Genomic DNA, 26,711 nt, shown 5'->3' with positions numbered 1-26,711 from the left:
TCTAGTTTCTACTGACGCTCGGGGGGGATCGTCGGAGCAGAGAGGATGCTCAGCATGAGCCACCAGCGGTTGTCCATGCACGACATCGACCCGGCCGCCTACCAGTCGGTGCTCGCGATGGAGCGCTACGTGCGCAACAGCGGCCTGGAGAAGCCGCTCTACGAGCTGATCAAGATTCGGGCTTCACAGCTCAACGGCTGTGCCTACTGCCTCGACATGCACAATCGCGACGCCCGAGCGGGCGGTGAGGACCAGCGTCGCCTCGACATCCTGTCCGCCTGGCGCGAGGCGCCCGACCTGTTCAGCGAGCGGGAGCGCGCCGCCCTGGCATTCACCGAGTCCGTCACCCTGATCGGGCACGGCGGCGTCCCCGACGACGTGTGGGACGACGCTCACAAGCAGTTCGACGACGCCGGCATGGTGCACCTGCTGATGGCCGTGTCGGTCATCAACGTCTGGAACCGGCTCGCGGTGAGCACCCACCAGGATCTGCCCGAGATCTCCTGACGCCGGCAACCCGGCCGCCGGGCCGGCAACCGCCGACGAACCTCAGCGAGCCGGCGCGACCGGCCGCGCCCAGGTGGGCAGGACCACCGTGCGGACCAGGTGCACGGCCATCGCGGCGAACGTCAACGCCCACACGGCCAGCGCGAACCAGGTCTCGTTCTCACCGATGACGCGGACGATGGGCAGGCGGTCGGCCGAGCCGAGGTAGTGGCCGGCGACGCCGTACATGCCCAGCGGGAAGACGATGCTCCACAGCGTGGCCTGGTAACGCAGCGGGATGCGGTGCGTCACGTGCCGCCACCACCCGGCCGCCACCAGCACGGGGATCAGCCAGGTGCCGAACGCCCAGAAGGCGACCGATGCCCCCGCGATGAGCCCGCGGGTCACGTTCACCATCGGCGCGTCGGCCATCTGCACGATGCGCGCGCCGGCGAGCACGGTGATCGCGGTGGCGCCCATCGCCACCCAGTACGGCGGCGTCAGGTCGATCGGGCGCAACGGGTAGAGCATCATCCGGGCGGCGACGAAGATGCCGGCCGCGGCATAGAGGAAGACGCCCACCGACCAGGAGAAGACCGCGAGCAGGGCCAGTTCGCGGCGGCCGGTCACGACCGTCGGCTCGAGCGCGGCGGCGAGCACGGCGAGAGACTGGCTCGCGACCACCCAGATGAACCACGTGCCGTTCGCGCTGGCGACGACGGGTCGGTCCTCACGGCCCAGGACGGCGGTCCACGGGACGATGTAGCCGAGCAGGATCCAGGCCACCCAGGCGACGGCCAGCAGCGCCAGAGCCGTGTGCCGGTGCCCGTCCAGCGCCAACCGGTTGCCCAGCACGCTCGTGCCCGCGACGAAGGTGAAGAAGCGGAAGCCCCGCGCCGGGTCGTCGAAGTCCGACCGCAGCTCGCGCGGGAACAACACCGCCCGGCCGATCGTCAGCGCGACCAGTACCAGATAGCTGAACGCCGTCAGCCACAGCAACGCATCCGAGAACGCGATCAGCCCGTGGTTGCGCATCCCCGTCGAGACGATGCCGGTGCCCATCACCAGCGCGAAGTAGCCGGGGTCGAGCGTGGCAACGGCGGCCTTGACCGCGCGCCTCGCGGGCTCGGTCGAGTTGTCCCTCACGTCGAGCTCGGCCCGGGTCGCGCGGGGGGCATGAGCACGATCCTCTCCGTCCCGTCACCCGGGCGCAGGCCCGCCGTCGACGGCCGGGCGCGCGGGCAGGCTCGCGCGACCGGCGATCTGTCGGCTCGACCCTAGCCAGGACGGCGGAAACGGCTCACGCGGCCGGGTCAGGGGCGCCGGAGGTCTCGCCCCCCGGCAGGGCACGCGGGCCCTCGATGCCGTCCACGACGCGCCTGAGGTCCACGCCGATCCGGGGCTGGTGCAGGGTCGCGGCGACCAGGCTCTTCGGCTCCGCGACCATTCCGGCGATGTGCGGGCCGGTCGCCGCGCGGCTGCCGACGCGTACGACGGTGGGGACGAGCAGACTGGGATCATCGGCGATGGCCGTGCTCAGCCACGCGCCGACCTGCGCGAGCCGCACCAGCTCGGTCGACCAGACCTGGACGTCCGCCGGGAGGCTGCGGGTGGCCTTGCGCCGGAGGAGCCCTCGCCGTGGCGCAGCCGGGGTGGTCGCCATGCTGAGCTGCAGCGCGCGGTTGGCGAGAGTGCTGGCCTCGCGCAGTGCCACGGTCAGGTCGCGACCGGCCCGCCGCGCCTCCAACGGCGCGTGCGGCCGGGCGATGGTCGCGCGCATCCGGTGCTGGGCCGTGTCGAGACGGCGCCGGGCGGCGGTGTACGACGTCTGCAGCTGCTCCAGGGTCCCTGAGGTGACGCCGGTCGTCGGAGTGGACATCGCGCTCTCCTTAGAAACTAATCTTCTTAGTTCTACGGGACCTTCCACCTCGTCGCAAGAGGCTGCGAGGCGGGAGAGACTCCGCTCTGTTGCACTTCAGCGGCGGTCCTCCTCTTGCCTGGGGTCGCTCAGAAGTGACAATGTGTATAGGGACAACAAGGCGCCGGCCTGCCCCGGAGCACGTCGGTCGCCGGCGCCGCGACGGAAGGTTCGAAACCACCATGCCTCAGGCGCACGAGGAAATCCTGACGGGATCGTTGGACAGCTTGCTCGCGCACGACCACCGTGACATCGACGACGGCATCAGGGTCGGGCTCGATGGCGCAGACGGCGCAGACCTGGACGGCCTCACCGTTGCACTCGGGGCGCTCCGCCGGCACATCTACGCCGAGGAGGAGCTGCTGTTCCCCCCGCTGCGCGACGCGGGGCTGGTGGGGCCGATCCTCGTCATGGTGCGCGAGCACGCGCAGATGTGGCAACTGCTGGACTCGCTCGAGGGACTGCTCGGTGCCGACACCGTCGACCCGGATGCGCTGCGGGCTACCCGCGCCGAACTGTTCGAGCTGCTGCAGCGGCACAATCCCAAGGAGGAGACGATCCTCTACCCGCAGGCCGACGCCGTGCTGACGCCGTCAAGGGCATCGCAGGTCCGTGCCTTCATCGCCTCCGAGGAACCGCCGGAGGGCTGGGTATGCCAAGGGCTGCGGCGCTGATCTGACGCGAGGAGGCCGACGATGGCACAGAGCGTGACAAACAGCTTCGGGGCACGCGACCGGATCATCGTGGGCGATGCGTCGTACGACGTGTTCAGGCTGGATCGGATCGACGGCGTCGGCCGGCTGCCCTACGGACTGAAGGTGCTGCTGGAGAACCTGCTCCGTCACGAGGACGGCCGGCTTGTGACCGCCGAGCAGGTGCAGGCGCTGGCCGCCTGGGACCCCTCGGCGGAGCACGGCAGCGAGATCCAGTTCAGCCCGGCTCGGGTGCTCCTGCAGGACTTCACCGGCGTCCCGTGCGTCGTCGACCTGGTGGCGATGCGCGACGCCATGACCGCCCTGGGCGGCGATCCGCGCAAGATCAACCCGCTCATCCCGGCAGAGCTCGTCATCGACCACTCGGTCATCGCCGACGTGTTCGGCCGGCCGGACGCCTTCCGGGTCAATGCCGACCTGGAGTTCGACCGCAACAAGGAGCGCTACCAGCTGCTGCGCTGGGCGCAGCAGGCGTTCGACAACTTCCGTGTCGTGCCGCCGGACACCGGCATCTGCCACCAGGTCAACCTGGAGTACCTGTCGCGGGTCGTGTTCGACGACGACGGGCTCGCCTACCCGGACAGCCTGGTCGGCACCGACTCGCACACGCCGATGGTCAACGGTCTCGGCGTGCTCGGCTGGGGCGTGGGCGGCATCGAGGCCGAAGCGGCGATGCTCGGCCAGCCAATGAGCATGCTGATCCCGCCGGTGGTCGGGCTGAAGCTGACCGGGGAGTTCCGGGAGGGCACGACCGCGACCGACCTGGTGCTGACCGTGGCGGAGCTGTTGCGCCGGACCGGCGTGGTCGGCAAGTTCGTCGAGTTCTACGGGCCGGGTGTGGCCAACGTGCCGCTGGCCAACCGGGCGACGCTCGGCAACATGAGCCCGGAGTACGGCTCCACCGCGTCGATCTTCCCGATCGACCGGGTCACGCTGGACTACCTGCGGCTGACCGGCCGGCCGGAGCGTCAGATCCGGCTGGTGGAGGCCTACGCCAAGGAGCAGGGTCTGTGGCACGACCCGGCGCACGAGCCCACCTACAGCCAGACCCTCGAGCTGGAGCTTTCCACGGTCGAACCCTCGATCGCCGGCCCGAAACGCCCGCAGGACCGAATCCCGCTGTCCCGCGCCCGGCACGCGGTGCGCGCCCTGCTGGCCGGCCGCAGCATCGACTCACCGCCGGTCGGGCTCGACGAGTCGTCGGCGGAGTCGTTCCCCGCCAGCGACCCGGTCGCGGTCAGCCGCGACCACGCCGGCGACCAGCCGACCGACAGGGACGGCTTGGCCCAGCCCGACGACTGGCCCTCCGAGCCCGTCGAGATCACGCTCGACGACGGAACCACGACGACGGTCGACCACGGCCACGTCGTCATCGCCGCCATCACGTCGTGCACCAACACCTCGAACCCGTCGGTGATGGTCGGCGCGGGGCTGCTGGCGAAGAACGCCGTCGAGCGCGGCCTGGCGCCGAAGCCGTGGGTCAAGACCTCGCTCGCCCCGGGCTCGCGCGTGGTCACCGACTACTACGACGCGGCCGGGCTGACGCCGTACCTCGACAAGCTCGGGTTCAACCTCGTCGGCTACGGGTGCACGACCTGCATCGGCAACTCCGGACCGCTCATCCCGCAGGTCAGCCAGGCGGTCACCGACCACGACCTGACCGTGTGCTCGGTGCTGTCGGGCAACCGCAACTTCGAAGGCCGGATCCACCCCGAGTGCAAGATGAACTTCCTGGCGTCCCCGCTGCTGGTCATCGCCTACGCGCTCGCCGGATCGCTGCACGCAGACCTGCTGGGCGAGCCGCTCGGCACGGGCAGCGACGGGCAGCCGGTCTACCTGCGCGACATCTGGCCCACGGCGGCGGAGGTGCAGCAGGTGATCGACCAGCACCTGCGCGCCGAGATGTTCACCAAGGGCTATGCCGACGTCTTCACCGGTGACGACAACTGGCGCGGCCTCGACGTGCCGACGGGCGAGCGATTCGCCTGGCAGAACGAGTCGACCTACGTCCGCCAGCCGCCGTACTTCGACGGCATGCGCACCGATCCCGACCCGCTGCAGGACATCACCGGAGCCCGCGTGCTCGCGCTGCTCGGCGACTCGGTCACGACCGACCACATCTCCCCCGCCGGCTCCATCAAGGCCGACTCGCCGGCCGGCCGCTACCTCGTCGAGCACGGCGTCCAGCGCAGAGACTTCAACTCCTACGGCTCGCGCCGCGGTAACCACGAGGTGATGATCCGCGGCACGTTCGCCAACATCCGGCTGCGCAACCAGCTCGCGCCCGGGACCGAGGGTGGCGTCACCCGCCACCTGCCCGACGGCGAGCAGATGAGCATCTACGACGCGGCGCAGCGCTACGCGTCCGACGGCGTGCCGCTACTGATCATCGCCGGCGCGGAGTACGGCTCCGGCTCGTCGCGGGACTGGGCCGCCAAGGGCACCCTGCTGCTCGGCGCACGCGCGGTTCTCGCGACCTCCTACGAGCGCATCCACCGGTCCAACCTCATCGGCATGGGCGTGCTGCCGCTGCAGTTCCGGGCCGGCGACTCCCCGCAGAGCCTCGGGCTGACCGGCGAGGAGACCTACTCCGTCGTCGGCCTGCGCGACAGCGACACCGTTCCCACGACCGTGACCGTGCGGGTCGAGGGGTCCGGCGAGTCCCGGGAGTTCACCGCCGACGTGCGGATCGACACTCCCGCCGAGGCCGAGTACTACCGGCACGGCGGGATCTTGCAGTACGTCCTGCGCCAGCTGCTCACGTCCTGACCCACGACTCCGAGGAGGAACACCGCATGCCGATCGCCGATCGCAGCGCCACCACGACCTGGACGGGCAGCCTCGCCCGCGGCAACGGCAGCATCCGGCCCGACAGCGGTGCGTTCGAGCCGCTGCCGGTCACCTGGGCCGCGCGCACCGAAGCGCCCGGTGGCAAGACCAGCCCCGAGGAGCTCGCCGCCGCCGCCCACTCGTCCTGCTTCGCGATGGCCCTGAGCCTGTGCCTCGGCGAACGCAAGGCGGAGCCCGAGCAGCTGGTGGTCACCTCGACCGTGACGCTCGACGAGGTCGACGGCAAACCGACCGTCGTGTCCTCCGCGCTCGTCGTCAGAGCGAAGGTGCCCGGCCTGGACGCGGGCGGCTTCGACGCCGCCGTCGATGACGCGAAGGCGCTGTGCCCGATCTCGCGCCTGTTCGCCGGCGCGAAGATCACCGTGGACGCGGCGCTGGAGTAGGTCCGCGGCGATGTCCGGCACCTCCACGGCCGCCCTCACGGGTGCGCTGATCTTCGCGACCTGCATCTGGGTCGGCGGGCTGTTCGCCATCGCCCTCGTCGCTCGCGTGGCCACGCGCACCCTGGACCCCGCGGCGCGAGTCGACTTCTTCCGCGGCCTCGGCCGCACCTACGGCATCGTCGGCACCGCGGCGCTCGCACTGGCCTATGCCACGGGTGCGACGCTGCTCTACGGCCGCTCCTGGAGCGGCACGATCATCGCCACCGTGGTGGTCGCGGCCGCTTTGGCCGCAACGCTAGCGATCGGCATGGCCCAGGCGCGACGCATGACCCGGCTGCGCCGCCGATCGCTGGAGTCCGCGGGCGACGCCGGCTTCGCGGCCCGAGTCGGCGCCGGCGCTGCTCGCGCCGGGGCGCTGCGAGGCCTGATCGCGCTGCTCAGCCTGGCCCTGCTGGCTCTCGGCGTGACGCTCGCTACCTGACAAACCTCGCGGGCGGACAAACGCGCGGCCGGTCGGGCACCGAAGTGCCGCGCCGGCCGCGCGTCGCAGCAGAAGACGTCAGGCGGTACGCCGCCCCGCGACGGTCTCCAGCGCGTGCCGCAGGAACTCCCCGAGCCCGACGAGCACGAGGCCGGTGGTGACCCACTGCAGCCACCCCTGGCGGGCGCCGTCGAACAGCGAGTAGTCCAGCCCGTAGCTCAGCCCGATCGCGAGGGCGACGGCGGTGGTGTGCGTGAGCGCCGTGGGGATGTGCACGGGCACGACCTCACGGACGACCTGCATGAGCACGCCCATCGCAAGCGCGAACCCGAACAGTACGGCGATGTCCATCACGGCCTCCTGAGCCGATGTCGGCGGCAACCCTTGTGCCGCTCGACAGATTCGACGGTGCGGCCGCCGAATCGGTTACACAGGTAACCGACACCTCGGCTGGGAGGTCCAACTCGGTGCACGTCGACAGCGAGCTGGTGCGTGCCTGCCAGCGTGGAGAGCCGGGCGCGCTCGACGCGCTGATCCGGGCGACGTACGCCGACGTCTACCGGCTGGCCCGACGGCTCGTCGGTGACGAGAACGACGCGGCCGACGCGACGCAGGAGGTGTTCGTCAAGGTGATGCGGGCGATGGTCGCCTTCCGCGGCGACGCGGCCTTCGCGACCTGGCTGCACCGCGTGACCGTCAACGTCTGCCTCGACCTGCTGGAGCGGCGCGGCAAGGGGCGTGAACGCGGCGGGATCGCCGGGGCGGAGGCGTTCGCGGTCCCCGGGGACGAGCGGGCCGCGGAGCTGGCCGACTCCTCCGTCGGCCCGGTGGAGCTCGCGGAGTCCGCACACGACCGGGCCGAGCTGTCGAAGGCGCTCAACCGGCTCTCGCCGACCCTGCGGTCGGTCGTCGTCCTGCGCGACGTGGAGGGCCTGTCCACCAAGGAAGTGGCGACGTTCCTGGGCATCACGGAGTCGGCGGTCAAGGTGCGGCTCTTCCGGGCCCACGAGCAGCTGCGGCACGAGCTGGAGGGACAGACATGAGGTGGCGACGGCGCGGAGAGACGGTCGCCGACACCGGCGCCGCGGGAGCGGGCAACGACGTGCCCCGCATCTGCCGCGAGGTGCAGGCCACCCTGCCGGCGTACGCCGACGGCCGGCTGGGAGGCCTGCGCCGGCGCGCCGTACATCAGCACCTGAAGAGATGTACGTCGTGCCAGGCGTCTCTCGACCTGCACCGGCGGATGCAGTCGGCGTTCGCCCCCGCACCCGACGACGGCCCGCCCCCCGAGCTGCTCGACACGCTGCTGGCCCAGGTCGAGCGGCGCGGCTGGCGCGAACGCGCGGCCGTGCCCGTGCGCGGGGCGGTCAGCGGGGCCCGGCCGGTGCTGTCGGCAGTCCTGCTGACCGGGGCCGCGCTGGCCGGGACCGGGGTGGGCTGGGCCGGCTGGCAGGCCGCCCGCCGGATCAGCGCAGCGATCCGCCGGCCGTAGTCGCAGGGAGCCCCAGCAGCCCGCGCGCCTCGGCGACCGCGGCCTTGTGGTCGCGGACCCGGATCGCGGTCATGCCGACGGCGGAGGCGCCGGCGCACATCGCCTCGAAGTCGTCGAGGTAGAGCACCTCGCGCGGCGCCACGCCGATGAGCTCGCACACGTGGCGGTAGACGGCCGGGTTGGGCTTGCGCATGCCGACCCGGCACGAGAGCACGATCGCGTCCCACTCGTCCGGGTCCAGCTGGTAGCCGCCGTCCATGCCCTGGAAGATGTTGGACAGCACACCGACCTTCAGCCCGGCACGGCGTACGTCGCCGGCCAGGGCGACCATGTCGGGATTCAGCTCCAGCACGGAGAACGGCGAGTCCTTCGGGTCGAACAGCGCTCCCGCGCCGGGCACCCGGGCCTCGAGCGCGGCGACCATCTCCGACAGCTCCACCTCGCCGCGCTCGCACCGATGGGCGAGGACGTCGGCCGCGTCGCCGTCGTGACCGAGCAGGGGTGCGAGCACCTCGCGCAGCGCGAGCATGTCGAGCCCGCGCTCCTCGTAGTACTCCGGGCGGAAGGCCGTGCGGTAGGGCTCGGTGAGGGTGCCGCCGTAGTCGAAGACGACCGCGTGGATGGTCACGCGCGCCTGTCTACCAGGTGCAGCGACCCGTCGGGCGTTGTCAACGGGCGGCCATCCGCTCGGCCATGTCGTCGGGCAGCCCGAAGGGCGCGCTGCGCTCGTGCAGCAGCGCCTCCCGCCGCTCCATCCGCGCGCTCGCGGCCAGCAGCTGCTTGTCGATCCGGCTGGTGCCCCAGCTGTTGCCGACGATCTCGGCGGCGAGCCCGGCGACAGCGGCGTCGAGCCCGCCGTCGGGCACGCAACGGTCGGCGAGGCCGATCCGCAGTGCCTCGACCCCGTCGACCCGCCGGCCGGTGAACATCAGGTCCTTCGCGGTCGCGCGGCCCACGCGCTCGGGCAGCCGCACCGACATGCCCCACACGGGCACCAGTCCCCACTTGCCGTGCGTGTCACCGAAGACCGCCGACTCGGCGGCGACCACGAGATCGCAGCCGAGGGCGAGCTCCAGGCCACCGGTGAAGCAGTAGCCGCGCACCTTCGCGATCACCGGCTGGGGCAGCGACTCGAGTGCGTCGATCGTCTCCGCCTGGTAGTGCGGTGTCGGCGCCTGCTCGCGGGCGGCGATCGCGGCGAGGTCGTTGCCGGCGCAGAACGCGCGACCGGCACCGGTCAGCACCACGCAGCCGACGCTGCTCGCCTGCGCAGCCAGCGCGTCGATCTGCGCACGCAGCTCGACGAACAGGGCCGGGGTCAAGGCGTTGAGCTTGTCGGGCCGGTTGAGCGTGAGGGTCGCGACGCCGTCGGCATCCTCACGGAGCACGAGCGCTTCAGTGCCGGTCACGGAACGCCTCCCGTCGGTGCAACGGCCGCCAGCATCCCAGACGGTTGTTGCCTCGAGCGCGGGCGTCCGACAGCATCGCCTGGTGACCGAGACCGCGCAGCCGTCCGTACGCCAGTCCCTGGCGATGTCCGACGACGAGGTGACGGCGTTCCTCGGCGAGGGCCGTCGCGCCCAGGTGGCGACCTGCGGGGCCGACGGCTGGCCGCACGTCGTGCCGCTCAGCTACATGCTCCTCGACGGGCAGGTGTCCTTCTGGACCGACGGTGAGTCGCAGAAGGTGGCGAACCTGCGTCGCGACGCGCGGATCAGCGTGCTCGTCGAGCGCGGCAACAGCGTGGAGGAGTTCCGCGCCGTGCTGCTGCGCGGCTACGCCGACGTCGACGACGGCTACGAGAGCTCGGTCGCCGCAGGGTGCACGCTGTTCACCCGCTACAGCCCGGTGCCACTGCCGGAGGAGGCGCTGGCGCACATCCGCAAGCTGGCCCACCAGCGCGTCACCGTCCGCGTCCAGGTCGAGAAGGTCGTCTCCTGGGACCACCGCAAGGGCGCCGCTTCACTGGAACAGCTCGGCCGCTGACGAGCCATGTGTGGCGCGCACTCCGCTCTGGGGCTCGACGAGACCGAGCGAGAGCTCTGGCCGAAGCTGCGCGAGCGGCTGCGCCAACCCGGCCGGCTGATGGCGGTCATGCGCGGAGTGCTCGGTAGCGACGCGGAGATCGCCTGCGTCAGCGCGGTGACACCCGAAGGCATCGTGCAGCCTCTGGCGCTGCTGGTGACACCGGCGATCGCGGCCGAGATCGCCCTGGTGGGACCGACGACCGGCGACGGCATCCGCGCCGGGAAGATCGGCGACTACGACGTCGAGGTCGCCGTCGACGAGTCCGGCGAGCGCCCGCTCGCCGTGCTGGTCAACTCGTGGATCTTCCACAACCTCACGCTCTACAGCCGCAAGCTGTGGTCGCGGCGCTGACCACGTCCCGTCGTACAGTGCCCGCACCGTCGCGTCACAGGAGGAGCGCGTGAAGCTGTCCACCGGTCTCGGCTACACCGGCGACCCCAAGCAGGCGGCGCGCAGGGCGAAGGACCTGGAAGCCGCCGGCATCGACATGATCTGGGTGGCCGAGCTCTACAGCTTCGACGCCGTGTCGATCCTCGGCTACCTCGCCGCGCACACCGAGCGCGCCGAGCTCGCGTCCGGCATCCTGCCGATCTACTCGCGCACGCCGACGCTGACCGCGATGACCGCCGCCGGTCTCGACGCGGTGTCCGGCGGCCGGTTCGTGCTCGGCCTCGGCACGTCGGGACCGCAGGTCATCGAAGGCTGGCACGGCGTGCCCTACGACAAGCCGCTCACCCGCACCCGCGAGGTCATCGACATCTGCCGCCTGGTCTGGAAGCGCGAGCGGGTCGCCTACGACGGCGAGGCCTACCATTTGCCGCTCCCCGAGGGCCAGGGCACCGGGCTGGGCAAGCCGCTGAAGATCATCAACCATCCGGTGCGCGACAGCATCCCGATCTACATCGCTTCGCTCGGCCCGAAGAACGTCGAGATGACCGCCCAGCTCGCCGACGGCTGGCTGCCGGCGTTCTTCCACCCCGACAAGGCCGACATCTGGAAGGCCGACCTCGACCGCGGCCTGGCCCGGCGCGACTCCTCGCTCGAGCCGCTGCAGATCGTCGCGGGCGGCACGCTGTCGATCTGCGACGAGGACACCGCCCGCAAGCTGCGCGACGCGGCCCGCCCGATGACGGCGCTGTACGTCGGTGGCATGGGCGCCAAGGGTCGCAACTTCTACAACAACGTGTTCCGGCGCTACGGCTACGAGGACGAGGCCGAGCGGATCCAGAACCTCTACCTGTCCGGACAGAAGTCCGAGGCCGAAGCGCTGGTGCCCGACGACTACCTCGCCGCCACGGCGCTCGTCGGTGACGAAGGCCGGGTGCGCGAGCGCATCCAGGCCTACCGGGACGCCGGCGTGACCCGGCTCACGGTGAACCCGGTCGGTGATGACCCGCTGGCGCTGATCGAGAAGGTCAAGTCCTGGGTGAGCTGAAGGCCGCCCGCTCGAAGGCGGCCTCCACCAACGAACGATTCAGGTCCGCGACGCTTGCCGCGCCGACCAGGCTCATGGTGCGGGCGAGGTCCGCCCGGAACCACTCGAGCACCCGATCGACGCCGCGCTCGCCGGCGGCACCGAGGCCGTAGAGGTAGGCGCGGCCGGCCATGCAGGCGGTGGCGCCGAGGGCCACCGCCTTGAGGATGTCGCTGCCCCGGCGTACGCCGCCGTCGCAGATGATCTCCGTGCGCCCGCCGACCGCGTCCGCCACCGGCGCGACCAGCGGCAGCGTCGCGGGCGCGCCGTCGAGCTGCCGGCCGCCGTGGTTGGACAGCACGATCGCGTCGACACCGGCGTCGGCGGCGATCCTGGCGTCCTCGACGGTCTGGATGCCCTTGACCAGCACCGGGCCGTGCCACACCGAGCGCAGCCAGTCGACGTCGTCCCAGGACAGGCCGGGGTCGAACTGCGTGTTGATGTAGTCGGACAGCGTCACCGGCGAGGCGCCGTCGCCGACGTCGCGGCCGACGACGTTGGCGAAGCGGATCGGCTCGCTGCGCACGAACTGCCAGGTCCAGCCGGGGTGCAGCGCTCCGTCGACGAACGTCCCCAGACCGATCGCCGGTGGCAGCGAGAAGCCGCGTCGGACGTCGCGCTCACGCCGGCCGAGCACCGCGGTGTCGACGGTCAGCACGAGCGCCTCGTAGCGGGCGCCGGCAGCGCGGTCGATCATCTCCTTGACCAGCCCGCGATCGCGCCAGGCGTAGACCTGGAACCACAGCCGCCCGTCGCTGACCGCGCGCACCTCCTCGATCGACCGGGTGCTCAGCGTGGACAGCGTGTAGGGCAGGCCGGCGCGCGCAGCGGCCCGGGCGACGGCGAGCTCCCCGGCGGGATCGGCGATGCGGGTGAAGCCGGTCGGGGCCAGGGCGAGCGGGTAGTCAGCCGGCTTGCCGAGAATCGTCGTGGAGAGGTCGACCTCGGTGATGCCGCGCAGCACTCGTGGCCGGTAGGTCACCGCGCCGTACGCCGCCTGGTTGGCCGCCAGCGTGCGCTCGTCCTCGGCGGCACCGTCGATGTAGTCGAAGACCCCGCCGGGCAGCCGCCGCCTCGCGATGCGCCGCAGGTCCGCGACGGACGCGGCACGGGACAGCCGCCGCTCGATCGGGTCGGTCTCGACCGGACCCAGCCGGACGACCGACCGCAGGGTCCTGAACGGGTTCGCCATGCAAGCTCCGGTCAGGACGCGGGCAGGCGCAGCGTGCCGAGGCTGACGCCGGGCTCGTACGCCGCCTCCGGATCGGCCCGCACCGCCTCGTCGATCGCGTGCGCGTCGTCGCCGACCAGGATGCGCCAGGCGCCGCGACGTACGCCGTCGAGAATGATCGTGGCCGCCTGCGCCGCCGACGTCGGCGCGCTGTCGCGGAACATCGTGCCGATGGCCTCGACGTCGGCCTCGACCTCGCCGCCGCCGTGCGCGCGGCGGGAGTTGACGACGATGTCGGTGCCGATGTGGCCGGGCATCACGACCGCGACCTTGACGTGCGGGGCGTTGACGCGGAAGTCCTCGATCAGCGCCTCGGAGAAGCCCTTCACCGCAAACTTCGCGCTGCTGTAGGCCGTGTGCGGCACGCCCGGCGCGAGTCGCGCCCAGAAGCCGTTGACGCTGCTCGTGTTGACCAGGTAGGCGTCGTCGCTCGCGACGAGCAGCGGGACAAAGGCGCGGCTGCAGTTGTAGACGCCACCCCAGCACACGCCGAACGTGCGCTCCCACTCGCCGCGGTCGGCGGTGACGAAGCTGCCGCCGCCCCCGATGCCGGCGTTGTTGAACAGCAGGTCGACGTGGTCGGTCGCGTGGTCGCGCAGCACCTCGTCGCGGAACCGGTCGACCGCCGCGGGGTCGGAGACGTCGCACCGGTGGGCGGTGATCTTGAGGCCGGCGGGCGCCTCGGCGGACGCGAGCCGCACCGTCTCGTGCAGGGCCTCGAGGTTGAGGTCGCACGCGGCGACCGCACACCCCTCCCGGGCCAGCTGCACGACAAGCTCGCGGCCCATGCCGCTGCCGCCGCCAGTGACGACGGCGAGCCGCCCCTCGAACGAGTCCATCCGGCCCTCCTCGGCGCGGTCAGCCGGTCGCCGCCGCCACCGCACTGTAGGCCGCGAAGCCCAGCAGAATCACCCCGGTCACCCGGCGTACCACGGTCACGGAGACGTGGTCCAGCAGCTTCGAGCCGGCGGTCACCGCGAGCGCCGTCACCGCCCAGAGGGCGAGCACGGCACCGAGGCCGACCGAGAACGGCGCGGCGTAACGGGCGGCGTAGTTGGCCGTGACGATCTGGGTGATGTCGCCCCACTCGCCGACGAACACCACGCCGAACGACGTCAGCGCGACCCGCAGGAAGCTCGGCGGCACGCGCGCCGCCCGCTCCCCCTCCTCGACCCCCTCTCGCGTCACGGCCTCCTCGCTGCCGAGCAGCAGGTAGGCCGCGCCGGCCAGGAACAACGCGGCGACGACCGACTCCACCACCTGCTGCGGGAGCAGCGTCAGCGCCTGGCCGGCCGCCACGGCGATGACCACGTGCACGAGGAAGGCCGCGGCCACGCCGACCCAGACGTAGAGCCCGCGGTAGCGCGTGCCGAGCACCAGCGAGGCGAACAGGCTCTTGTCGGGAAGCTCGGCGAGGAAGATGACGCCGAACACGGTGGCGACGACCGCCGCGCTCAGCACGACGCACCGCGGCAGTGCTGCCCGCTCCGCACGTGGGTTCCTCCCGGTCTCGGCCGGGAGAAGGGACGGGGTGCCTTCGGCCCGGCCTGGTCGGCCTGGTCGAAGGTCTCGCCCACCTGCAGCGAGTGCAGGCCCGGCGGCCGGGCGCGAGCGCCAGCATGTCGACCGCCGGTGACGGGGCTACTCCCCTTCGGAACTCACTCTACCCGCGTGGTCCCGGGGCTCAGATGGGACGCGTCCCGAGGCCGGCCTCCCTCGCCCGGATCACGGCCTGCGCACGGTCCGCGACGGCGAGCTTGGTGAAGATGTTCGACAGGTGGTTGCGCACGGTCTTGTCGCTGATCCGCAGCCGCCGGGCGATCGCCGGGTTGGCGTGCCCCTGGGCGACCAGCTCGAGGATCTCGTGCTCCCGGTCGGTCAGCTGCGGGAACACGAGCGCCACCCCGGCCGGTCTCGGCCGGGCGAAGAACTCGATGACCCGCTGCGCGACGAGCGGACCGAACATCGCCCCACCCGCGCCCACGAGGTGCACGGCGCGCACGATGTCGCCCTGGTTGGTGCCCTTCAGCAGGTAGCCGCGGGCGCCCGCCCGCATCGCCGCGAAGACCGAGTCGTCGTCGTCGAACATCGTCAGGACGAGCACCGCGACGTGCGGGCTGTCTTGCGTGATGCTCCTGGTCGCCGCGACGCCGTCCAGCTCGGGCATGTGCAGGTCCATGACGACGACGTCCGGCTGCAGCTCCTCGACCAGCGAGACGACCTGCAGCCCGTCGACCGCCTCGCCGACGACCTGGATGTCCGGGTCGGTCGACAGCAGCGCCCGTAGGCCGTTCAGGAACACCGGGTGGTCGTCGGCGATCACCACCTGCAGCGGCTCGCTCATCGTGGCTCCGGGATCGGCAGCCTGGCCCGCACCCGCGCGCCCGTCTCCGGTCGCTCGAGGCTGAGCGTGCCGCCGAGCTCGGCCGCGCGCTCGCGCATCGCGGCGAGCCCGACACCCACGTCCGGCTCGGCGGCGAACCCGCGACCGTCGTCGGTGACCTCGACCTCCAACGCTCCGTTGAGCGACAGGCGGACCGTGCAGGTCTGCGCCTGCGCGTGGCGCGCGACGTTCGTCAGCGCCTCCGTCGCGATGCGGTAGGCCGCGACCTCGACGGCGGCGGGCAGCACGCCCAGACCCTCGGGCGGGCTGTCGACGACCACGCGCAGGCCGCCCTGGGTCCCGTCGAAGCGGGCCGCGTGCAGCTGGACGGCGCGCACCAGGCCGAACTCGTCGAGCGCCGGCGGCCGCAGGCCGTAGACCAGCCGCCGCACGTCGGCGACGGCCTCCTCCACCTCCGTCTCGATGGCGGCGAGGAGGCGCTCGCTCTCCTCCGGGTCGGCGGCGAGCTTGGCCCGCGCGGCGTGCAGCCCCAAGGTGACCCCGGCCAGCGTCGGGCCCAGACCGTCGTGCAGGTCGCGGCGCAGCCGGCGGCGTTCCTCCTCCCGGGCGGCGACCAGCTCCGAACGTGAGCGCAGCAGCGCGGTCGTCGTCCGCACCGCCGCCGCGGCAACACCGGCCTGCCGGGCGAGGTCGGCCAGGAGCCTCAGGTCGGCCGGGCCGAGCGGGTCGCGCGCGTCACGCGGCGACACGAGCATCCGGCCGACCACGTCGTTCTGGTAGGTCATCGGAAAGCTCACCGGCTCCAGCGACCGGGTGCCGTGCTCGGCCGCGAGGACCCGCAGACCGCCGTCGTCGAGCTCGATACCGACGTAGGGCACCCGCAGCGCGTCGGCGACGGTCTCGACCACCGTCGGCAGCACGGTCTCGGGCGCCGCCGCGGCCTCGAGCCGGCGGGCCAACCGGCCGACGGCCTCGTAAGGCCGGGCCCGATCGCCGTAGTAGACGCGGTCGACCGCTCGATGCACCCTCGACCGCAGCGGCTGGAACACCGCTGCCGCAGCCACCGCGGCGGCGACGTGCGCACCGAGCGGGACCGCGCCGGAGACCGCCAGCGCCGCCGTTGCGACGACCGCCAGGTAGAGGCCCACGACCAGCGCCGTGACGGTCGCGTAGGCGACCGTGCGCCGTACGGCGAGGTCGAGGTCGTAGAGCCGGTAGCGCAGGATCGCGACGCCGAGCACGACCGGGATCAGCACGAACACGAACGAGAACAGCGCGTCGTCGATCGTCGACGACACCACGCCGTGCAGCACCAGAGGGATCGGCAGCCAGACGACGCCCGCGAGAAACCACTTCAGCTGCTGGCGCTCGTCGCCGGCCGCCCGGCGCCACCTCAGCGCCAGCGTGACGACGCCGCCGACCAGGGCGACAACCCCGCACAGCCCCGAGATGCCGACGACCGGCCCGACCGCGCCTTGCAGCGCGGCGACGGCGTAGGGGTTGTCGATCTGCGGCACGCTCTCCAGCTTCTGCGCCGCCACCGCGTTGCCCACGAACGCCAGCAGGATGTAGCCGCACGCGGCCCAGACCAGGAAGCGCCACCGCCGCGACAGCGGCCGACCGGTCGGGAACAGCTGCGGCAAGAGTCCGGCGAGCACCCCCGCCATCGGAGTGGCCATCGAGTCGGCGAGCCACGCGACGAAGGTCCCCGCCGGCAGCGAGCCGGGCGCGTCGACGAGGGCGCGCTTGGCGTACTCCCCACCGACGCCGAGAACCGTCATCAGCACGGCGCCGACGAGGAACAGCCACCCCAACCGGTTGTCGGGTCGTTGCACGGCGACGAGCCCGCCGACAGCGGTGAAGGCGAGCGGCCCGACGACACCGACGACCGCGCCGCCGGCCCGCCCGTCGAGTGCGGACAGGACGAGTCCCAGAACCACCAGCGCGACGACGGCGAAGACGACGAGGGACACCGCGGTACGACGCACGAGATCGTGCCGCACCGCGGTGTCCGTCGCCATCGCCCCCACCCGACGTCCTGGCTGCCAGTGTCCCACCCGCGCCGCGGCGTCGCTCGGCTTCGCCGCAGGCGCGTAACTCGCTCTAGGAGTGCGACATCACGGTGTTACCGAGCACGGTGAACAGAATGCTTCCGACCACCGCGAGCGCGGCGAGAGTCAGTGCGATCGTGAACGGCCTGGCACCGATCCCTCGACCGGCTGCCTGCGCCCGCCCCTCCGCGGCCAGCATCAGCGCGCCGGCACCGATCACCACCGGCAGGCCGCTCCAGAAGGCCACGCTCACCAGCAGCGCGACCACCGCCGGCACCAGCGCCCACCGGGCCGCGTGCCGGCCACCGGACCGGATCGACCGCAGCCCCTTGGGGACGACCCAGCCGTAGACGATCAGGCCGACCACCACGGCGATCACCACGAGCGACGGGACCGCCGACTCCTGGCCGGACTTCGCGTGCGGATCGCCGTACGCCGCATATGTTGCGAGCCCGCCGGCCGCGACGACCGCGACCGCCCCGACCTTGGCGGCCAGACCGCGCACCGACGCGACCGGACCCTGCCGAACCTCGCTGATCGTGGACATCTCCCCCACCTCTCTGCCTGGACAGGAGGCAAGGCTGGCCCGGCAGCTGTCCCGCCGTCATGGGCGCGCGTCCCGACCGGCCGGGAAGTTTCGGCGGTCAGGCGGCGTGCAGCTGCATCGGCATGCCGTGCGCAGGGCGCATGGTGACCGTGGCGCGGATGCCGATCCGGGCGCCGGGGGCGAGCGAGGGCCGCCACCGCGGCGCCAGCACGGCGAGCGCCAGCACCGCCTCGGTCCAGGCGAACGACGCGCCGATGCAGACGTGCGCCCCGGCGCCGAAGGGCAGGTAGCCACCGCGCGGCTGGCCGGGTGCGGTCTCGTCGTAGCTGCCGTCGGCGCCCAGCCACCTCTCGGGGCGGAAGACCATCGGGTCGTCCCAGACCCGCGGATCGCGGTGCAACAGGTAGATCGGCAGCAGCAGCACCGTGCCGGGCGGCGGGTGGTAGGGCCCGAGCCACAGGTCGCCCACGACCTCGCGCTCGAGGATCCACGCCGCGGGGCGCAGCCGCAGCGTCTCCGCCACGACCGCCTGCACGTAGGGCAGGCGGGAGACGTCGTCGTACGCCGGAACTCTGTCGCCGAGCACCGACCCGAGCTCCGCGCGCAACCGTGCGGCCACCTGCGGATGGCGGTCGAGGAGCCACCAGACCCAGGTCAGCGTCGTCGCGGTCGTCTCGTGGCCGGCGAGCAGCAGGGTGAGCAGCTCGTCCCGAACGTCCTCGTCCGACAGCTCCGGCACGTCGGCTGCGGCCTCGCGCAGCGACTGGACCAGCTCGGCCTCGCTACGGGCAGCGGCGTCGCGCGCCACCGAGTCGAGGGTGTCGTAGGCCTCTCGCAGCCACCGCAGCCCGGGGATCGGCTGCAGGGCGACCTTCTCGAACTGCGGCACGAACATCAGCGGCAGCGCGCGGAGCAGCCGCTCCAGCGAGCCGCCGATGACCTCCGCCGTCGCCCGACCGTCGACGCCGAGGACGGACCGGCCGATGGCGTCCATCGTGAGCGCGGCCATCTCGCGCTCCATCGGCACCTGCTGCCCGTCGCGCCAGGCCCGCGCGGTGGCCTGCGCCGCCGCGACCATGCTGTCGGCATAGGTCTCGAGCCGCTGGTGCTGGAACGCCGGCTGCACCTGCCGGCGTCGCAGCCGGTGCGGCGGGCCGTCGGTGGTGATGAGGCTGTCGCCGAGGAACACGCCGATCTTGCGAAACGACCCGCTTCGGGCGACCACCTCGTAGGGCGCGGTCAGGATCTGCCGGCACCAGGCCGGGTCGGTGACGACCCAGTTGGTCTGTCCGGCGAAGCGGAAGCGGCTGACGCCGTCGCGGCGGGTGAACGCGCCGACCTCGTCCCACAGCTCGATACTGCGCGTGCGGTCCAGCGACCAGGCCAGGCGGCGCGGCGTGAAGTGGAAGCGCCGCGGTGCAGCGGCTGCGGTGACCACGGGCGCATCATCCACCTCGTGCGCGCGGCAATCATCGATGGTTACGGGCCGCCGGAGGTGATCCGGGTCACAGCGGTTCGCTGCTCACCCCGTAGACCTGCCTGGCCGTCGGAGGCCGGATCGGGCAGGCTCGGCACATGGTCGATGCGTCCCTGGCCGTCGCCGGGGTGCCACCCGAGCCGCTCGACGACGTACCCCCGCCGCCCAACCTGCGCAGCGTCGTGCGCCAGTTCGGCCCGCGGGCACTGACCGACGCGGTCATCCCGCTGGTGCTGTTCCTGGCGCTCAACAGCACCGCCGGCGTCGTGTCGGCGATCGTCGCAGCGACGCTGTGGTCGCTGGCGTTGATCGCGCTACGCCGCCTCCGCGGGCAGCGGGTGGGTGTCGTCGTCTGGATCGCCGCGGGCTACGTCGCGCTGCGCGGCACGGCCGGCGCCCTGACGCAGTCGAGCGGGGTCTTCTTCGGACCGGGCGTGATCAACAACTTCATCATCGGGCTGGCCTTCCTCGCCTCGGTCGTCGCCGCCCGGCCGGCGGTCGGCGCGATCGCCCGGGTCTTCTACCCGTTTCAGGACTACGTGCGCGCGCACGCGGCCTACCGGCAGGTGTTCTCGCGGCTGACTCTCGCCTGGGCTGCCTACCTCATCCTCGGCGGCGGCCTGCAGCTGTGGCTGCTCGCCACCCAGTCGACCAACACGTTCCTGCTGGCGCGCGCGGCGTTCTCGTGGCCGATCGCCCTGGCGCTGTTCGTGTTCTCGCTGCACTACCCGCGACGGGCCTTCGCACGCGTGCCGGATCTGGCGCCCTTCATCGCGGCCGCCGAAGCGGCCCGCACCAGAGGCCGGGGCAGCAGCGCGACGACCTGAGGCCCGGTCAGGGGATGCGCGAGTCGTGCACCGACCGCGCGGCCGCCAGCTCCTGCGGGTCGAGGGTGCTCTCGTCGACGAGGGTGACCGTCGTCCAGTTGCCCCCGACAGGGCAGCGCTGCCAGCGGCGGCGACCGAGCCGGACCGCCTTGAGCGACGCCATCGGCACCCAGATCGTGGTGAACCGGTGGCCTTCCTTGCACCGGACGACGCGGTCGTAGCGCTCGAACACGGAGGCCCCCTCAGGCACCCGCTGCGGAAACGATGGCATCGGTGCCGAAGCCGAGCAGCAGGCCCAGCAGCAGACCGTAGGCCAGCAGGTCGCCGCGCCGGGTCTTCGCCGCGACACCGAGCAGTTGTGTCACGACGTAGATGATCGACCCGGCCGCGAGGGTCAGGAAGACGACGCTGACCGGCTCGGACGTGAACGAGTGCCCGACCACCGTGCCGAGGAATGTCGGCCCGCCACCGATCGCGCCCATCGCGAGCAGGAAGCCCCAGCCAGGCCGCACGGGGCGACCGTCGTCGGTCGTGTCGCCGGCAAGGGGCGCCACGATGCCGAAGCCCTCGGTGGCGTTGTGCAGACCGAAGCCGATGACGAGGAGCGTGGCGAGGGCGATCTCCGACTTGGCCGCGGACTGGCCGATGGCGAGCCCCTCGGCGAAGTTGTGCAGACCTATGCCCACGGCGATCAGCAAGGCCAGGCGCCGGCCGGGCGACCAGGTGGCCATGCCCCGTGGCCGGGTCTCGGGCAGCTCCTCGACGTGCATCGCGCCGGGCCCGAACTTCACCGCCGCGCCCCGGGCCGGGCCGGTGCCGCCCCGCCGAATGCGCCCGGACATCCAGCGCTCGTAGAACACCAGCGACAGCAGGCCGACCGCCAGCCCGAGCGCGAAGATCGCGCCGTATCCCGCGGCGGTCGCGCCGCCGCCGTGCCCGTCGTGCACCCGGACCAGTGCCTGGTCGATCGGCTCCCATGCCGCCGACAGCACGTCCCAGACCAGGAAGAGCAGGATCCCGACGGCCACCGCGTTGAGGAACGCGCGCAGCCCCGGCGCGGGAGCGCGCAGCCGGCCCAGCGGCAGCCCGAACAGGATCGTCGCTCCGGCGATCAGCCCGAGCACGAGCGTGGTTCCCAGCCCCATCCGGGCTTCCTTCCCCACAAACGCTGATGACTAAGGGCATCCTAACCCTCGGCCCCGAGAGAGAAACCGGGGCACGGATCAGCCCGTCCTCAGGTTCCGTTCAGCCAGTCAGGGCACCGTGCCGGGTGGACGATGTCCGGCGTACGGCGAGTGGGAGAACCCGTGGACGAGCGCGACCTGCCCTGGTGGGCTCAGCCGGCGACGGCTCCCACCGACGGCGAGGCGACGGCTGCGCCTTCGCCCGGCGAACCACTCGCTGCGCCGGTCGAGCACCGCCACCGCGGGCTGAACCGCGTCACCGCGCTGCTCGCGGCCCTGCTCGTCCTGGTCTCGGGCATCGCCGGCGGGGCGCTCGCTGCGGTCCTCCACCACCCCACGGCCTCCTCGCCGTCCGCGCAGAGCGGGCAGCCCGCGCCGGGCAACGGGTTCGGCTTCCACCACTGGTGGCAATACGGCGGCAACGCGGGTCCCGGCGGCACCAACGCCGGCTCCGGCGGAACCAACAGCACGACCGGTCCCGTCGACGCCGCCTCCATCGGCCGGCGCGTGGCCCCCGGCATCGTCGACATCAACACGTGGATCGGCTACCAGCAGGCCCAGGCAGCCGGCACCGGCATGGTGCTGACACCCGGCGGCGAGATCCTCACCAACAACCACGTCATCACCGGCGCAACGAAGATCACCGCAACCGACGTGGGCAACGGCAAGACCTACGCCGCGACCGTCGTCGGCTACGACCGCAGCCACGACGTCGCCGTCCTGCAGCTCGCCGGCGCGTCCGGCCTGCAGACCGTGCGCACGGGCAACTCGTCGGCCGTGCGGGTCGGCCAGGCGGTCGTCGCCGTCGGCAACGCCGGGGGGACCGGCGGCGAACCGTCGTACGCCGGAGGATCGGTCACCGCGCTCGACCAGACGATCACCGCCTCCAACGAGTCCGACGGCACCTCCGAGCAGCTGACCGGCCTCATCGAGACCAACGCCGACGTCGTGCCCGGCGACTCGGGCGGCCCGCTGGTCGACCAGTCGGGACGGGTCATCGGCATGGACACCGCAGCCTCCGACGGGTTCCGCTTCTCCGCGACCGGCGGCGACGGCTACGCGATCCCGATCGACGACGCGCTGCGCATCGCCCACCAGATCTCCTCGGGCAACGCGTCCTCGACCGTGCACATCGGGCCGACGGCACTGCTCGGCGTCGAGGTGCAGGCCGCGCGGGACCAGAACGGGTTCGGCGCGCCGACCTCCGGTGCGCTGGTCGCCGGGGTCGTCTCGGGTGGCCCGGCCGAGGCGGCCGGCATCGTCGCCGGCGACCTCATCACCGCGGTCGACGGGCAGCCGGTCGACTCCCCCGACGCGCTGAGTGCGGCCATGCTCGCCCAGCGGCCGGGTGACGTGGTCAGCGTTGGCTACGTCGACGGGTCGGGCCGGCAGCGCAGCGTGCAGGTCCGGCTCGGATCCGGCCCGCCCCAGTAGCGGCCGGTCAGCCGGCGCCGAGCACGCGGCGGGCGAACTCCGCGTAGACCGCCACCCCGTCGGCCAGCACGCCGTCGTCAAACGCCGCCTCGGGCGAGTGGTTGTACGGCGCGGTGGCCGGGTCGCGATCGGCGGGGGTGGCTCCGAGAAACGCCATGACGCCGGGCACCTCGTCGAGCACGCGGGAGAAGTCCTCGGAACCTGCGACCGGGTTGGGCAGCTCGACGAACCGGTTGTCGCCGTGCACCTCGCGGATCACGTCCTGCAGGTCGTCGACCGACCCGGCGGCGTTGACGGTCACCGGGTAGAGCTCCTCGGCCACGGCCTCCACGTCGAGGCCGTGCGCGGCGGCGATGCCCTGGCACACCCGCACCGACTCGGCCAGCACCCGTTCGTGCGCGTCGCGAGAGAACGACCGGACCGTCGCCTCGAAGCAGGCGTCGTCGGGGATCACGTTGTGCACGGTGCCGGCGTGGAAGGCGCCGATCGTGATGACGACCGGGTCGAAGACGTTGAACCGGCGGGTCACGAACGTCTGCAGCGCGGTCACCATCTCGCAGGCGGCCGGGATCGGGTCCTTCGCCTGGTGCGGCGACGAGCCGTGCCCTCCGGCGCCGCGCACGGTGACCCGCAGCACGTCGGCCGCCGACATCACCGGGCCGGGCCGGCTGGCGAACAGCCCGCGTGGCAGCAGCCCGCTGGTCACGTGCAGGGCGAGCGCGGCATCGACCCGATGGCCGGTGGCGTCGAGGACGCCCTCACCGACCATGTGGGCCGCGCCGTCGTAGCCCTCCTCGCCGGGCTGGAACATGAAGACCACGTCGCCGGCCAACGACTCGCGCTGCGCGGACAGCAACCGAGCGGCCCCGACCAGCATCGCCGTGTGCAGGTCGTGCCCGCAGGCGTGCATGGTCTCCCCGCCGGCTGCAAAGTCGACGCCCGACCGCTCGACGACGGGCAGCGCGTCCATGTCACCGCGCAGCAGCACCGACCGTCGCGCCTGCCCGGCTGCCGAGCCGCGCAGCACGGCGGTGACCGAGGTCAGCGACGAGCCGGTCGAGACCTCCAGCGGCAGGCCGTCGAGCGCGGCGAGCACGCGCTCCTGGGTGCGCGGCAGCTGCAGCCCGATCTCCGGTTCGCGGTGCATCTTCCGCCGGAACTGCACCAGGTCGTCCTGCAGGGCACGCGCGTCCTCGAGCAGCGTCATGGCCGGATTGTGGCATCGCCGTCGCAGCGGGTAGGCGCCCATCGGCGCACGCGCTGCACCTCGCGCCGTACGCAGGAGAGGACGGAGGCACTCCGTGACGGACGCAAGCCGCGTGGGCCGGCCCCACCGGCGAGCACTGCTCGCCGTGACGCTGGCGGGGGTTGCGGGGTTCGTCGACGTGGTCGGCTACATGACCCTCGACCTGTTCACCGCGCACATGAGCGGCAACAGCACCCGGCTAGGCGTCTATCTGGGCAGCGGGGTCGTCCTGCGCGCGGCTCCGGCGCTGTTCGCCGTCGCCCTGTTCGTCATCGCGATCACCGTCGGCACGATCCTGATGGAGGCCGGCACCAGAGCGGCGCTGCGCTCGCCGTCGGCGCTGGTCATCGGCATCGAGGCGGGGCTGCTGGTGGCCTTCGCGGTCCTCGGCGGCCTGGCCGCGACCCACGGCCAGGTGGCGCGCAGAGACACCGCGACGTACTACGGGCTGGCCGCGCTGGCCGTCATCGCCATGGGGCTGCAGACCTCGACGCTGCAGCAGATCAGCGGCCGCACGGTACGCACGACGTACGTGTCGGGGATGCTGACCCAGTTGTCCGACGAGCTGGCCGGGCTCCTGCTCCGGGGACCGTTGCAGCGCAACCAGCCGAGCTACCTGCGCGCCGAGGTGGGAGTCCAGCCGGGACAGCCCTCCGGACGGCGGATCGGGCTTGTCGCTGGCATCTGGTGCGTCTACGCCGCGGGCGGCATCCTCGGCGGCTACCTGCAACATCGCTGGCAGCTGCGCTGCGTCGCCATCCCGATCGCGTTGCTTCTCGTGGTGGCCGCGACCGAGCTGCGCTTCCCGATCGACCGCCGGCTGCGCTCAGGAGAGCGCGCCACCGATTTCGACGACTGGACCGCGGGCTGACGCAGCGGCGCGAGCCCGGAGTCGCGCGTGACTGACGGCGAAGGGGTATGGCCAACACGGGGATCCAGGGGGAGGATCGACGAGGGTCTCGGACCCCTGCTCCCTGCTCTGTCGGCTGCGCGCGATGGGAGTCTCCGATGACGGTGCCGACGTTGATCCCGATCCTGTCCCCCGGCCGCCATGCCAGCCCCGAACAAGGCGGCTGCTTCATGGAGATCGCCTCGCTGCTGGCCGGCGAACGATGGAGCGACCATCCGCGCTCGGCCCACCCGGCGCTCGGCATGCTGGCGCGGGCGGTCAACGACCGCAGCAGCGACACCGGCCGCGCGGCGCTGGTGCCGATGATCCCTTCGGTGATCGGTACCTCCGCGGCGGACGAGCGCGTCGGCGCGGAGATCGTCGCGCTCTGCTGCCGGCGCGCCCTGGACGGTGCACGGCCGGCCGACCGGTTCTTCCTGACCCACGCGCTTCGGGTCAGCGAGCGACGGGCGGCCGACCCGCGACCGCTCACCTGGTGGCGCCGGCGGCTGCTGCGCAGCCACCTGCACGGCCCCGGTGGGCGCGCGATTCACGGCGCCGTCCTCGACATCGCCCGGGTGGCCGGCCCGCACGCCGACGTCGCGCTGCGCCGGCTGCTCGCCGACGCGATCGCGCTCACCCGGCAACGTTGCCGGCAACAACACTCAATTGCGGCAACTGCCGCGCCGATACCTATTGCGTGACGAGTGCTCGTAGATCGGACGCACCCGCCTCCCAGCTGACCGCCGAGTTGCGCGGGATCGCACGCCGCACCGGGCGCTCCCTCGACGGGCGCACCGACCGGCAGCTCCTGGACGGGCTGCGGCTGCTGCGCCGAGCAGTCGCCGACGCAGCAGCCGTGCAGGCACCCGCACTGCGCTGAACGCGGGCGGTGGACGTCTTACTTGAAGGCGTCCTTCACCTTCTCGCCCGCCTGCTTGAGGTCGCCCTTGGTCTGGTCGACCTTGCCCTCGGCCTCCATCGAACGGTCACCGGTCACCCGGCCCGTCGTCTCCTTGGCCTTGCCTACGGTTTCCTCTGCGGTGTTCTTGGCCTTGTCCATGAGTCCCATGCACCGTTCCTACCCGGACGTCGCCGCGCGGCTAACCTCGCTGCCCGGCTACGATCCGCTGCCCATGGAGGCCCGCCACTTCACGACGCCGAGCGCCGCACAGCTGGTCGACGTCGAAGCGCTGCGTCAGCTGAAGTACCGCTACTGCCGGCTGCTCGACACGAAGCACTTCACCGAGCTGGGTGAGCTGTTCGTCGAGGACGGCACCGCGTCGTACGGCGGAGGGGCGATCACTCTCACGGGCCGGGCCGAGATCGTCGGGTTCCTGACCACCTCGATGGGGTCCGAGCGGATCCTGACCAGCCACCTGGTCGGCCACCCGGAGATCGGCCTGAGCGAGGACGGGCGCAGCGCGACCGGCTCGTGGGCACTGCAGGACGTCGTCGTGCTGGAGGAGCCGGGACTCGTGGTGCGTGGCGCCTCCTACTACGAGGACCGCTACGTGAGGGTGGGCGACGCGTGGCGGATCGCTCACACCGGCTACCGGCGGCTCTACGAGGAGATCGGCCCACGCGTGGAAGGCACCCGGACGACGGCCTCGTGGTGGGGCACCGACGGCCGGTCGAGCCTCGTCGGTCGCTGAC

The 26,711-nt window shown here is 72.3% G+C and carries 32 protein-coding genes; 16 read left to right on the top strand and 16 right to left on the bottom strand.

Translation table 11 applies throughout. From position 1 onward, the window contains the following. Nucleotides 1–54 precede the first annotated feature (54 nt). On the top strand, nucleotides 55–507 hold the full coding sequence (locus tag VFJ21_09135) for a carboxymuconolactone decarboxylase family protein (GenBank protein ID HET7407278.1): 453 nt from the start codon (nucleotides 55–57) through the stop codon (nucleotides 505–507). A gap of 42 nt (nucleotides 508–549) precedes the next feature. Here the strand turns inward: VFJ21_09135 and VFJ21_09130 are convergent, their stop codons facing one another. Beyond that, complete coding sequence (locus VFJ21_09130; protein ID HET7407277.1) at nucleotides 550–1,632, bottom strand: tellurite resistance/C4-dicarboxylate transporter family protein; 1,083 nt, start codon at nucleotides 1,630–1,632, stop codon at nucleotides 550–552. A gap of 154 nt (nucleotides 1,633–1,786) precedes the next feature. After that, a complete protein-coding gene (locus tag VFJ21_09125) occupies nucleotides 1,787–2,365 on the bottom strand; it encodes a hypothetical protein (protein HET7407276.1) in 579 nt (192 codons plus the stop codon). 266 nt (nucleotides 2,366–2,631) lie between these two features. Between VFJ21_09125 and VFJ21_09120 the strand changes: the two genes are divergently transcribed. The 4 genes from VFJ21_09120 to VFJ21_09105 are packed head-to-tail and all read left to right on the top strand — an operon-like array spanning nucleotide 2,632 to nucleotide 6,831. After that, complete coding sequence (locus tag VFJ21_09120; protein ID HET7407275.1) at nucleotides 2,632–3,078, top strand: hemerythrin domain-containing protein; 447 nt, start codon at nucleotides 2,632–2,634, stop codon at nucleotides 3,076–3,078. Between the two features lie 21 nt (nucleotides 3,079–3,099). Further along, complete coding sequence (locus tag VFJ21_09115; protein HET7407274.1) at nucleotides 3,100–5,886, top strand: aconitate hydratase; 2,787 nt, start codon at nucleotides 3,100–3,102, stop codon at nucleotides 5,884–5,886. A 26-nt stretch (nucleotides 5,887–5,912) separates the two neighbouring features. Continuing rightward, a complete protein-coding gene (locus VFJ21_09110) occupies nucleotides 5,913–6,350 on the top strand; it encodes an OsmC family peroxiredoxin (protein ID HET7407273.1) in 438 nt (145 codons plus the stop codon). 10 nt (nucleotides 6,351–6,360) lie between these two features. Beyond that, the gene (locus VFJ21_09105) at nucleotides 6,361–6,831 is read left to right on the top strand and encodes a hypothetical protein (GenBank protein HET7407272.1); all 471 of its coding nucleotides are present in this window, start codon (nucleotides 6,361–6,363) and stop codon (nucleotides 6,829–6,831) included. Between the two features lie 78 nt (nucleotides 6,832–6,909). Here VFJ21_09105 and VFJ21_09100 read toward each other — a convergent pair whose 3' ends face one another. Next, nucleotides 6,910–7,182: a hypothetical protein gene (locus tag VFJ21_09100; GenBank protein ID HET7407271.1), complete on the bottom strand. Its 273-nt coding sequence runs from the start codon at nucleotides 7,180–7,182 to the stop codon at nucleotides 6,910–6,912. A 116-nt stretch (nucleotides 7,183–7,298) separates the two neighbouring features. Between VFJ21_09100 and VFJ21_09095 the strand changes: the two genes are divergently transcribed. Beyond that, nucleotides 7,299–7,874 carry an RNA polymerase sigma factor gene (locus VFJ21_09095; protein HET7407270.1) on the top strand — a complete coding sequence of 192 codons (576 nt, stop codon included), beginning with the start codon at nucleotides 7,299–7,301 and terminating at the stop codon, nucleotides 7,872–7,874. Further along, nucleotides 7,871–8,323 carry a zf-HC2 domain-containing protein gene (locus VFJ21_09090; GenBank protein HET7407269.1) on the top strand — a complete coding sequence of 151 codons (453 nt, stop codon included), beginning with the start codon at nucleotides 7,871–7,873 and terminating at the stop codon, nucleotides 8,321–8,323. The genes VFJ21_09095 and VFJ21_09090 overlap by 4 nt, the downstream gene beginning before the upstream one ends. Here VFJ21_09090 and VFJ21_09085 read toward each other — a convergent pair. Both VFJ21_09085 and VFJ21_09080 read right to left on the bottom strand, forming a co-directional pair. Continuing rightward, entirely contained in the window at nucleotides 8,298–8,951 is a 654-nt protein-coding gene (locus VFJ21_09085; protein ID HET7407268.1) for an HAD family phosphatase, read from the bottom strand. The two genes, VFJ21_09090 and VFJ21_09085, sit on opposite strands and share 26 nt — an antisense overlap. Before the next feature lie 40 nt (nucleotides 8,952–8,991). Then, nucleotides 8,992–9,732, bottom strand: a complete 741-nt coding sequence (locus VFJ21_09080; protein HET7407267.1) for an enoyl-CoA hydratase/isomerase family protein — start codon at nucleotides 9,730–9,732, stop codon at nucleotides 8,992–8,994. Between the two features lie 82 nt (nucleotides 9,733–9,814). Between VFJ21_09080 and VFJ21_09075 the strand changes: the two genes are divergently transcribed. From VFJ21_09075 to VFJ21_09065, 3 genes are read left to right on the top strand one after another with little or no spacing between them, the layout of a single operon-like run. Further along, nucleotides 9,815–10,309 (top strand): pyridoxamine 5'-phosphate oxidase family protein, encoded by a 495-nt coding sequence (locus tag VFJ21_09075; GenBank protein HET7407266.1) that lies wholly within the window; start codon nucleotides 9,815–9,817, stop codon nucleotides 10,307–10,309. A 6-nt stretch (nucleotides 10,310–10,315) separates the two neighbouring features. Further along, nucleotides 10,316–10,702, top strand: a complete 387-nt coding sequence (locus VFJ21_09070; GenBank protein HET7407265.1) for a hypothetical protein — start codon at nucleotides 10,316–10,318, stop codon at nucleotides 10,700–10,702. Nucleotides 10,703–10,757: 55 nt separating this feature from the next. Beyond that, a complete protein-coding gene (locus VFJ21_09065; protein HET7407264.1) occupies nucleotides 10,758–11,786 on the top strand; it encodes an LLM class F420-dependent oxidoreductase in 1,029 nt (342 codons plus the stop codon). Here VFJ21_09065 and VFJ21_09060 read toward each other — a convergent pair. From VFJ21_09060 to VFJ21_09030, 7 genes are all read right to left on the bottom strand, one after another. After that, nucleotides 11,767–13,017, bottom strand: coding sequence for an alpha-hydroxy acid oxidase (locus VFJ21_09060; protein HET7407263.1), 1,251 nt, complete (start codon nucleotides 13,015–13,017; stop codon nucleotides 11,767–11,769). The genes VFJ21_09065 and VFJ21_09060 overlap by 20 nt on opposite strands. A gap of 11 nt (nucleotides 13,018–13,028) precedes the next feature. Beyond that, complete coding sequence (locus tag VFJ21_09055; protein ID HET7407262.1) at nucleotides 13,029–13,895, bottom strand: SDR family NAD(P)-dependent oxidoreductase; 867 nt, start codon at nucleotides 13,893–13,895, stop codon at nucleotides 13,029–13,031. 19 nt (nucleotides 13,896–13,914) lie between these two features. Next, a complete protein-coding gene (locus VFJ21_09050; protein ID HET7407261.1) occupies nucleotides 13,915–14,517 on the bottom strand; it encodes a TMEM165/GDT1 family protein in 603 nt (200 codons plus the stop codon). 223 nt (nucleotides 14,518–14,740) lie between these two features. Beyond that, nucleotides 14,741–15,400 carry a response regulator transcription factor gene (locus VFJ21_09045; protein ID HET7407260.1) on the bottom strand — a complete coding sequence of 220 codons (660 nt, stop codon included), beginning with the start codon at nucleotides 15,398–15,400 and terminating at the stop codon, nucleotides 14,741–14,743. Continuing rightward, nucleotides 15,397–17,421 (bottom strand): sensor histidine kinase, encoded by a 2,025-nt coding sequence (locus VFJ21_09040; GenBank protein ID HET7407259.1) that lies wholly within the window; start codon nucleotides 17,419–17,421, stop codon nucleotides 15,397–15,399. The genes VFJ21_09045 and VFJ21_09040 overlap by 4 nt, the downstream gene beginning before the upstream one ends. A gap of 82 nt (nucleotides 17,422–17,503) precedes the next feature. Beyond that, on the bottom strand, nucleotides 17,504–17,998 hold the full coding sequence (locus VFJ21_09035; GenBank protein ID HET7407258.1) for a hypothetical protein: 495 nt from the start codon (nucleotides 17,996–17,998) through the stop codon (nucleotides 17,504–17,506). Nucleotides 17,999–18,095: 97 nt separating this feature from the next. Continuing rightward, nucleotides 18,096–19,436, bottom strand: coding sequence for a cytochrome P450 (locus VFJ21_09030; protein HET7407257.1), 1,341 nt, complete (start codon nucleotides 19,434–19,436; stop codon nucleotides 18,096–18,098). Between the two features lie 137 nt (nucleotides 19,437–19,573). On the opposite strand from VFJ21_09030, the gene VFJ21_09025 reads away from it, so the two are divergent. Further along, nucleotides 19,574–20,302 (top strand): VC0807 family protein, encoded by a 729-nt coding sequence (locus VFJ21_09025; protein HET7407256.1) that lies wholly within the window; start codon nucleotides 19,574–19,576, stop codon nucleotides 20,300–20,302. A gap of 7 nt (nucleotides 20,303–20,309) precedes the next feature. Here VFJ21_09025 and VFJ21_09020 read toward each other — a convergent pair whose 3' ends face one another. Further along, nucleotides 20,310–20,534 carry a hypothetical protein gene (locus tag VFJ21_09020; protein HET7407255.1) on the bottom strand — a complete coding sequence of 75 codons (225 nt, stop codon included), beginning with the start codon at nucleotides 20,532–20,534 and terminating at the stop codon, nucleotides 20,310–20,312. A 10-nt stretch (nucleotides 20,535–20,544) separates the two neighbouring features. Next, the gene (locus VFJ21_09015) at nucleotides 20,545–21,447 is read right to left on the bottom strand and encodes a ZIP family metal transporter (GenBank protein HET7407254.1); all 903 of its coding nucleotides are present in this window, start codon (nucleotides 21,445–21,447) and stop codon (nucleotides 20,545–20,547) included. A gap of 162 nt (nucleotides 21,448–21,609) precedes the next feature. Between VFJ21_09015 and VFJ21_09010 the strand changes: the two genes are divergently transcribed. Continuing rightward, complete coding sequence (locus tag VFJ21_09010; protein ID HET7407253.1) at nucleotides 21,610–22,920, top strand: trypsin-like peptidase domain-containing protein; 1,311 nt, start codon at nucleotides 21,610–21,612, stop codon at nucleotides 22,918–22,920. A 7-nt stretch (nucleotides 22,921–22,927) separates the two neighbouring features. Here the strand turns inward: VFJ21_09010 and VFJ21_09005 are convergent, their stop codons facing one another. Further along, a complete protein-coding gene (locus tag VFJ21_09005) occupies nucleotides 22,928–24,127 on the bottom strand; it encodes a M20 family metallopeptidase (protein ID HET7407252.1) in 1,200 nt (399 codons plus the stop codon). A gap of 94 nt (nucleotides 24,128–24,221) precedes the next feature. Between VFJ21_09005 and VFJ21_09000 the strand changes: the two genes are divergently transcribed. The 3 genes from VFJ21_09000 (at nucleotide 24,222) to VFJ21_08990 (ending at nucleotide 25,938) form a co-directional block, all read left to right on the top strand. Continuing rightward, the gene (locus tag VFJ21_09000) at nucleotides 24,222–25,037 is read left to right on the top strand and encodes a YoaK family protein (GenBank protein HET7407251.1); all 816 of its coding nucleotides are present in this window, start codon (nucleotides 24,222–24,224) and stop codon (nucleotides 25,035–25,037) included. 137 nt (nucleotides 25,038–25,174) lie between these two features. Further along, nucleotides 25,175–25,759 carry a hypothetical protein gene (locus tag VFJ21_08995; GenBank protein HET7407250.1) on the top strand — a complete coding sequence of 195 codons (585 nt, stop codon included), beginning with the start codon at nucleotides 25,175–25,177 and terminating at the stop codon, nucleotides 25,757–25,759. Then, on the top strand, nucleotides 25,756–25,938 hold the full coding sequence (locus VFJ21_08990; GenBank protein ID HET7407249.1) for a hypothetical protein: 183 nt from the start codon (nucleotides 25,756–25,758) through the stop codon (nucleotides 25,936–25,938). Before VFJ21_08995 ends, VFJ21_08990 begins: the two co-directional genes overlap by 4 nt. A gap of 18 nt (nucleotides 25,939–25,956) precedes the next feature. On the opposite strand, the gene VFJ21_08985 is transcribed toward VFJ21_08990, so the two are convergent. After that, on the bottom strand, nucleotides 25,957–26,127 hold the full coding sequence (locus tag VFJ21_08985; GenBank protein HET7407248.1) for a CsbD family protein: 171 nt from the start codon (nucleotides 26,125–26,127) through the stop codon (nucleotides 25,957–25,959). On the opposite strand from VFJ21_08985, the gene VFJ21_08980 reads away from it, so the two are divergent. Beyond that, nucleotides 26,126–26,710: a nuclear transport factor 2 family protein gene (locus VFJ21_08980; GenBank protein HET7407247.1), complete on the top strand. Its 585-nt coding sequence runs from the start codon at nucleotides 26,126–26,128 to the stop codon at nucleotides 26,708–26,710. The two genes, VFJ21_08985 and VFJ21_08980, sit on opposite strands and share 2 nt — an antisense overlap. The last annotated feature ends 1 nt before the right edge of the window (nucleotide 26,711 follow it).

Source organism: Mycobacteriales bacterium (assembly GCA_035690485.1).
Taxonomy (GTDB): Bacteria; Actinomycetota; Actinomycetes; order JAFAQI01; family DASSKL01; genus DASSKL01.
The sequence above is the reverse complement of the archived record's forward strand: the minus strand, read 5'-3'. Positions and strand labels throughout refer to the sequence as shown.

Coding starts and splice junctions, on each gene's coding strand:
- VFJ21_09135 (HET7407278.1), top strand. CDS start 55: ATGAGCCACCAGCGGTTGTCCATGCACGACATCGACCCGGCCGCCTAC.
- VFJ21_09125 (HET7407276.1), bottom strand. CDS start 2,365: ATGTCCACTCCGACGACCGGCGTCACCTCAGGGACCCTGGAGCAGCTG.
- VFJ21_09060 (HET7407263.1), bottom strand. CDS start 13,017: ATGGCGAACCCGTTCAGGACCCTGCGGTCGGTCGTCCGGCTGGGTCCG.
- VFJ21_09105 (HET7407272.1), top strand. CDS start 6,361: ATGTCCGGCACCTCCACGGCCGCCCTCACGGGTGCGCTGATCTTCGCG.
- VFJ21_09115 (HET7407274.1), top strand. CDS start 3,100: ATGGCACAGAGCGTGACAAACAGCTTCGGGGCACGCGACCGGATCATC.
- VFJ21_08985 (HET7407248.1), bottom strand. CDS start 26,127: ATGGGACTCATGGACAAGGCCAAGAACACCGCAGAGGAAACCGTAGGC.
- VFJ21_09070 (HET7407265.1), top strand. CDS start 10,316: ATGTGTGGCGCGCACTCCGCTCTGGGGCTCGACGAGACCGAGCGAGAG.
- VFJ21_09055 (HET7407262.1), bottom strand. CDS start 13,895: ATGGACTCGTTCGAGGGGCGGCTCGCCGTCGTCACTGGCGGCGGCAGC.
- VFJ21_09035 (HET7407258.1), bottom strand. CDS start 17,998: ATGTCCACGATCAGCGAGGTTCGGCAGGGTCCGGTCGCGTCGGTGCGC.
- VFJ21_08980 (HET7407247.1), top strand. CDS start 26,126: ATGCACCGTTCCTACCCGGACGTCGCCGCGCGGCTAACCTCGCTGCCC.
- VFJ21_08995 (HET7407250.1), top strand. CDS start 25,175: ATGACGGTGCCGACGTTGATCCCGATCCTGTCCCCCGGCCGCCATGCC.
- VFJ21_09005 (HET7407252.1), bottom strand. CDS start 24,127: ATGACGCTGCTCGAGGACGCGCGTGCCCTGCAGGACGACCTGGTGCAG.
- VFJ21_09100 (HET7407271.1), bottom strand. CDS start 7,182: ATGGACATCGCCGTACTGTTCGGGTTCGCGCTTGCGATGGGCGTGCTC.
- VFJ21_09025 (HET7407256.1), top strand. CDS start 19,574: ATGGTCGATGCGTCCCTGGCCGTCGCCGGGGTGCCACCCGAGCCGCTC.
- VFJ21_09045 (HET7407260.1), bottom strand. CDS start 15,400: ATGAGCGAGCCGCTGCAGGTGGTGATCGCCGACGACCACCCGGTGTTC.
- VFJ21_09110 (HET7407273.1), top strand. CDS start 5,913: ATGCCGATCGCCGATCGCAGCGCCACCACGACCTGGACGGGCAGCCTC.
- VFJ21_09015 (HET7407254.1), bottom strand. CDS start 21,447: ATGGGGCTGGGAACCACGCTCGTGCTCGGGCTGATCGCCGGAGCGACG.
- VFJ21_09090 (HET7407269.1), top strand. CDS start 7,871: ATGAGGTGGCGACGGCGCGGAGAGACGGTCGCCGACACCGGCGCCGCG.
- VFJ21_09040 (HET7407259.1), bottom strand. CDS start 17,421: ATGGCGACGGACACCGCGGTGCGGCACGATCTCGTGCGTCGTACCGCG.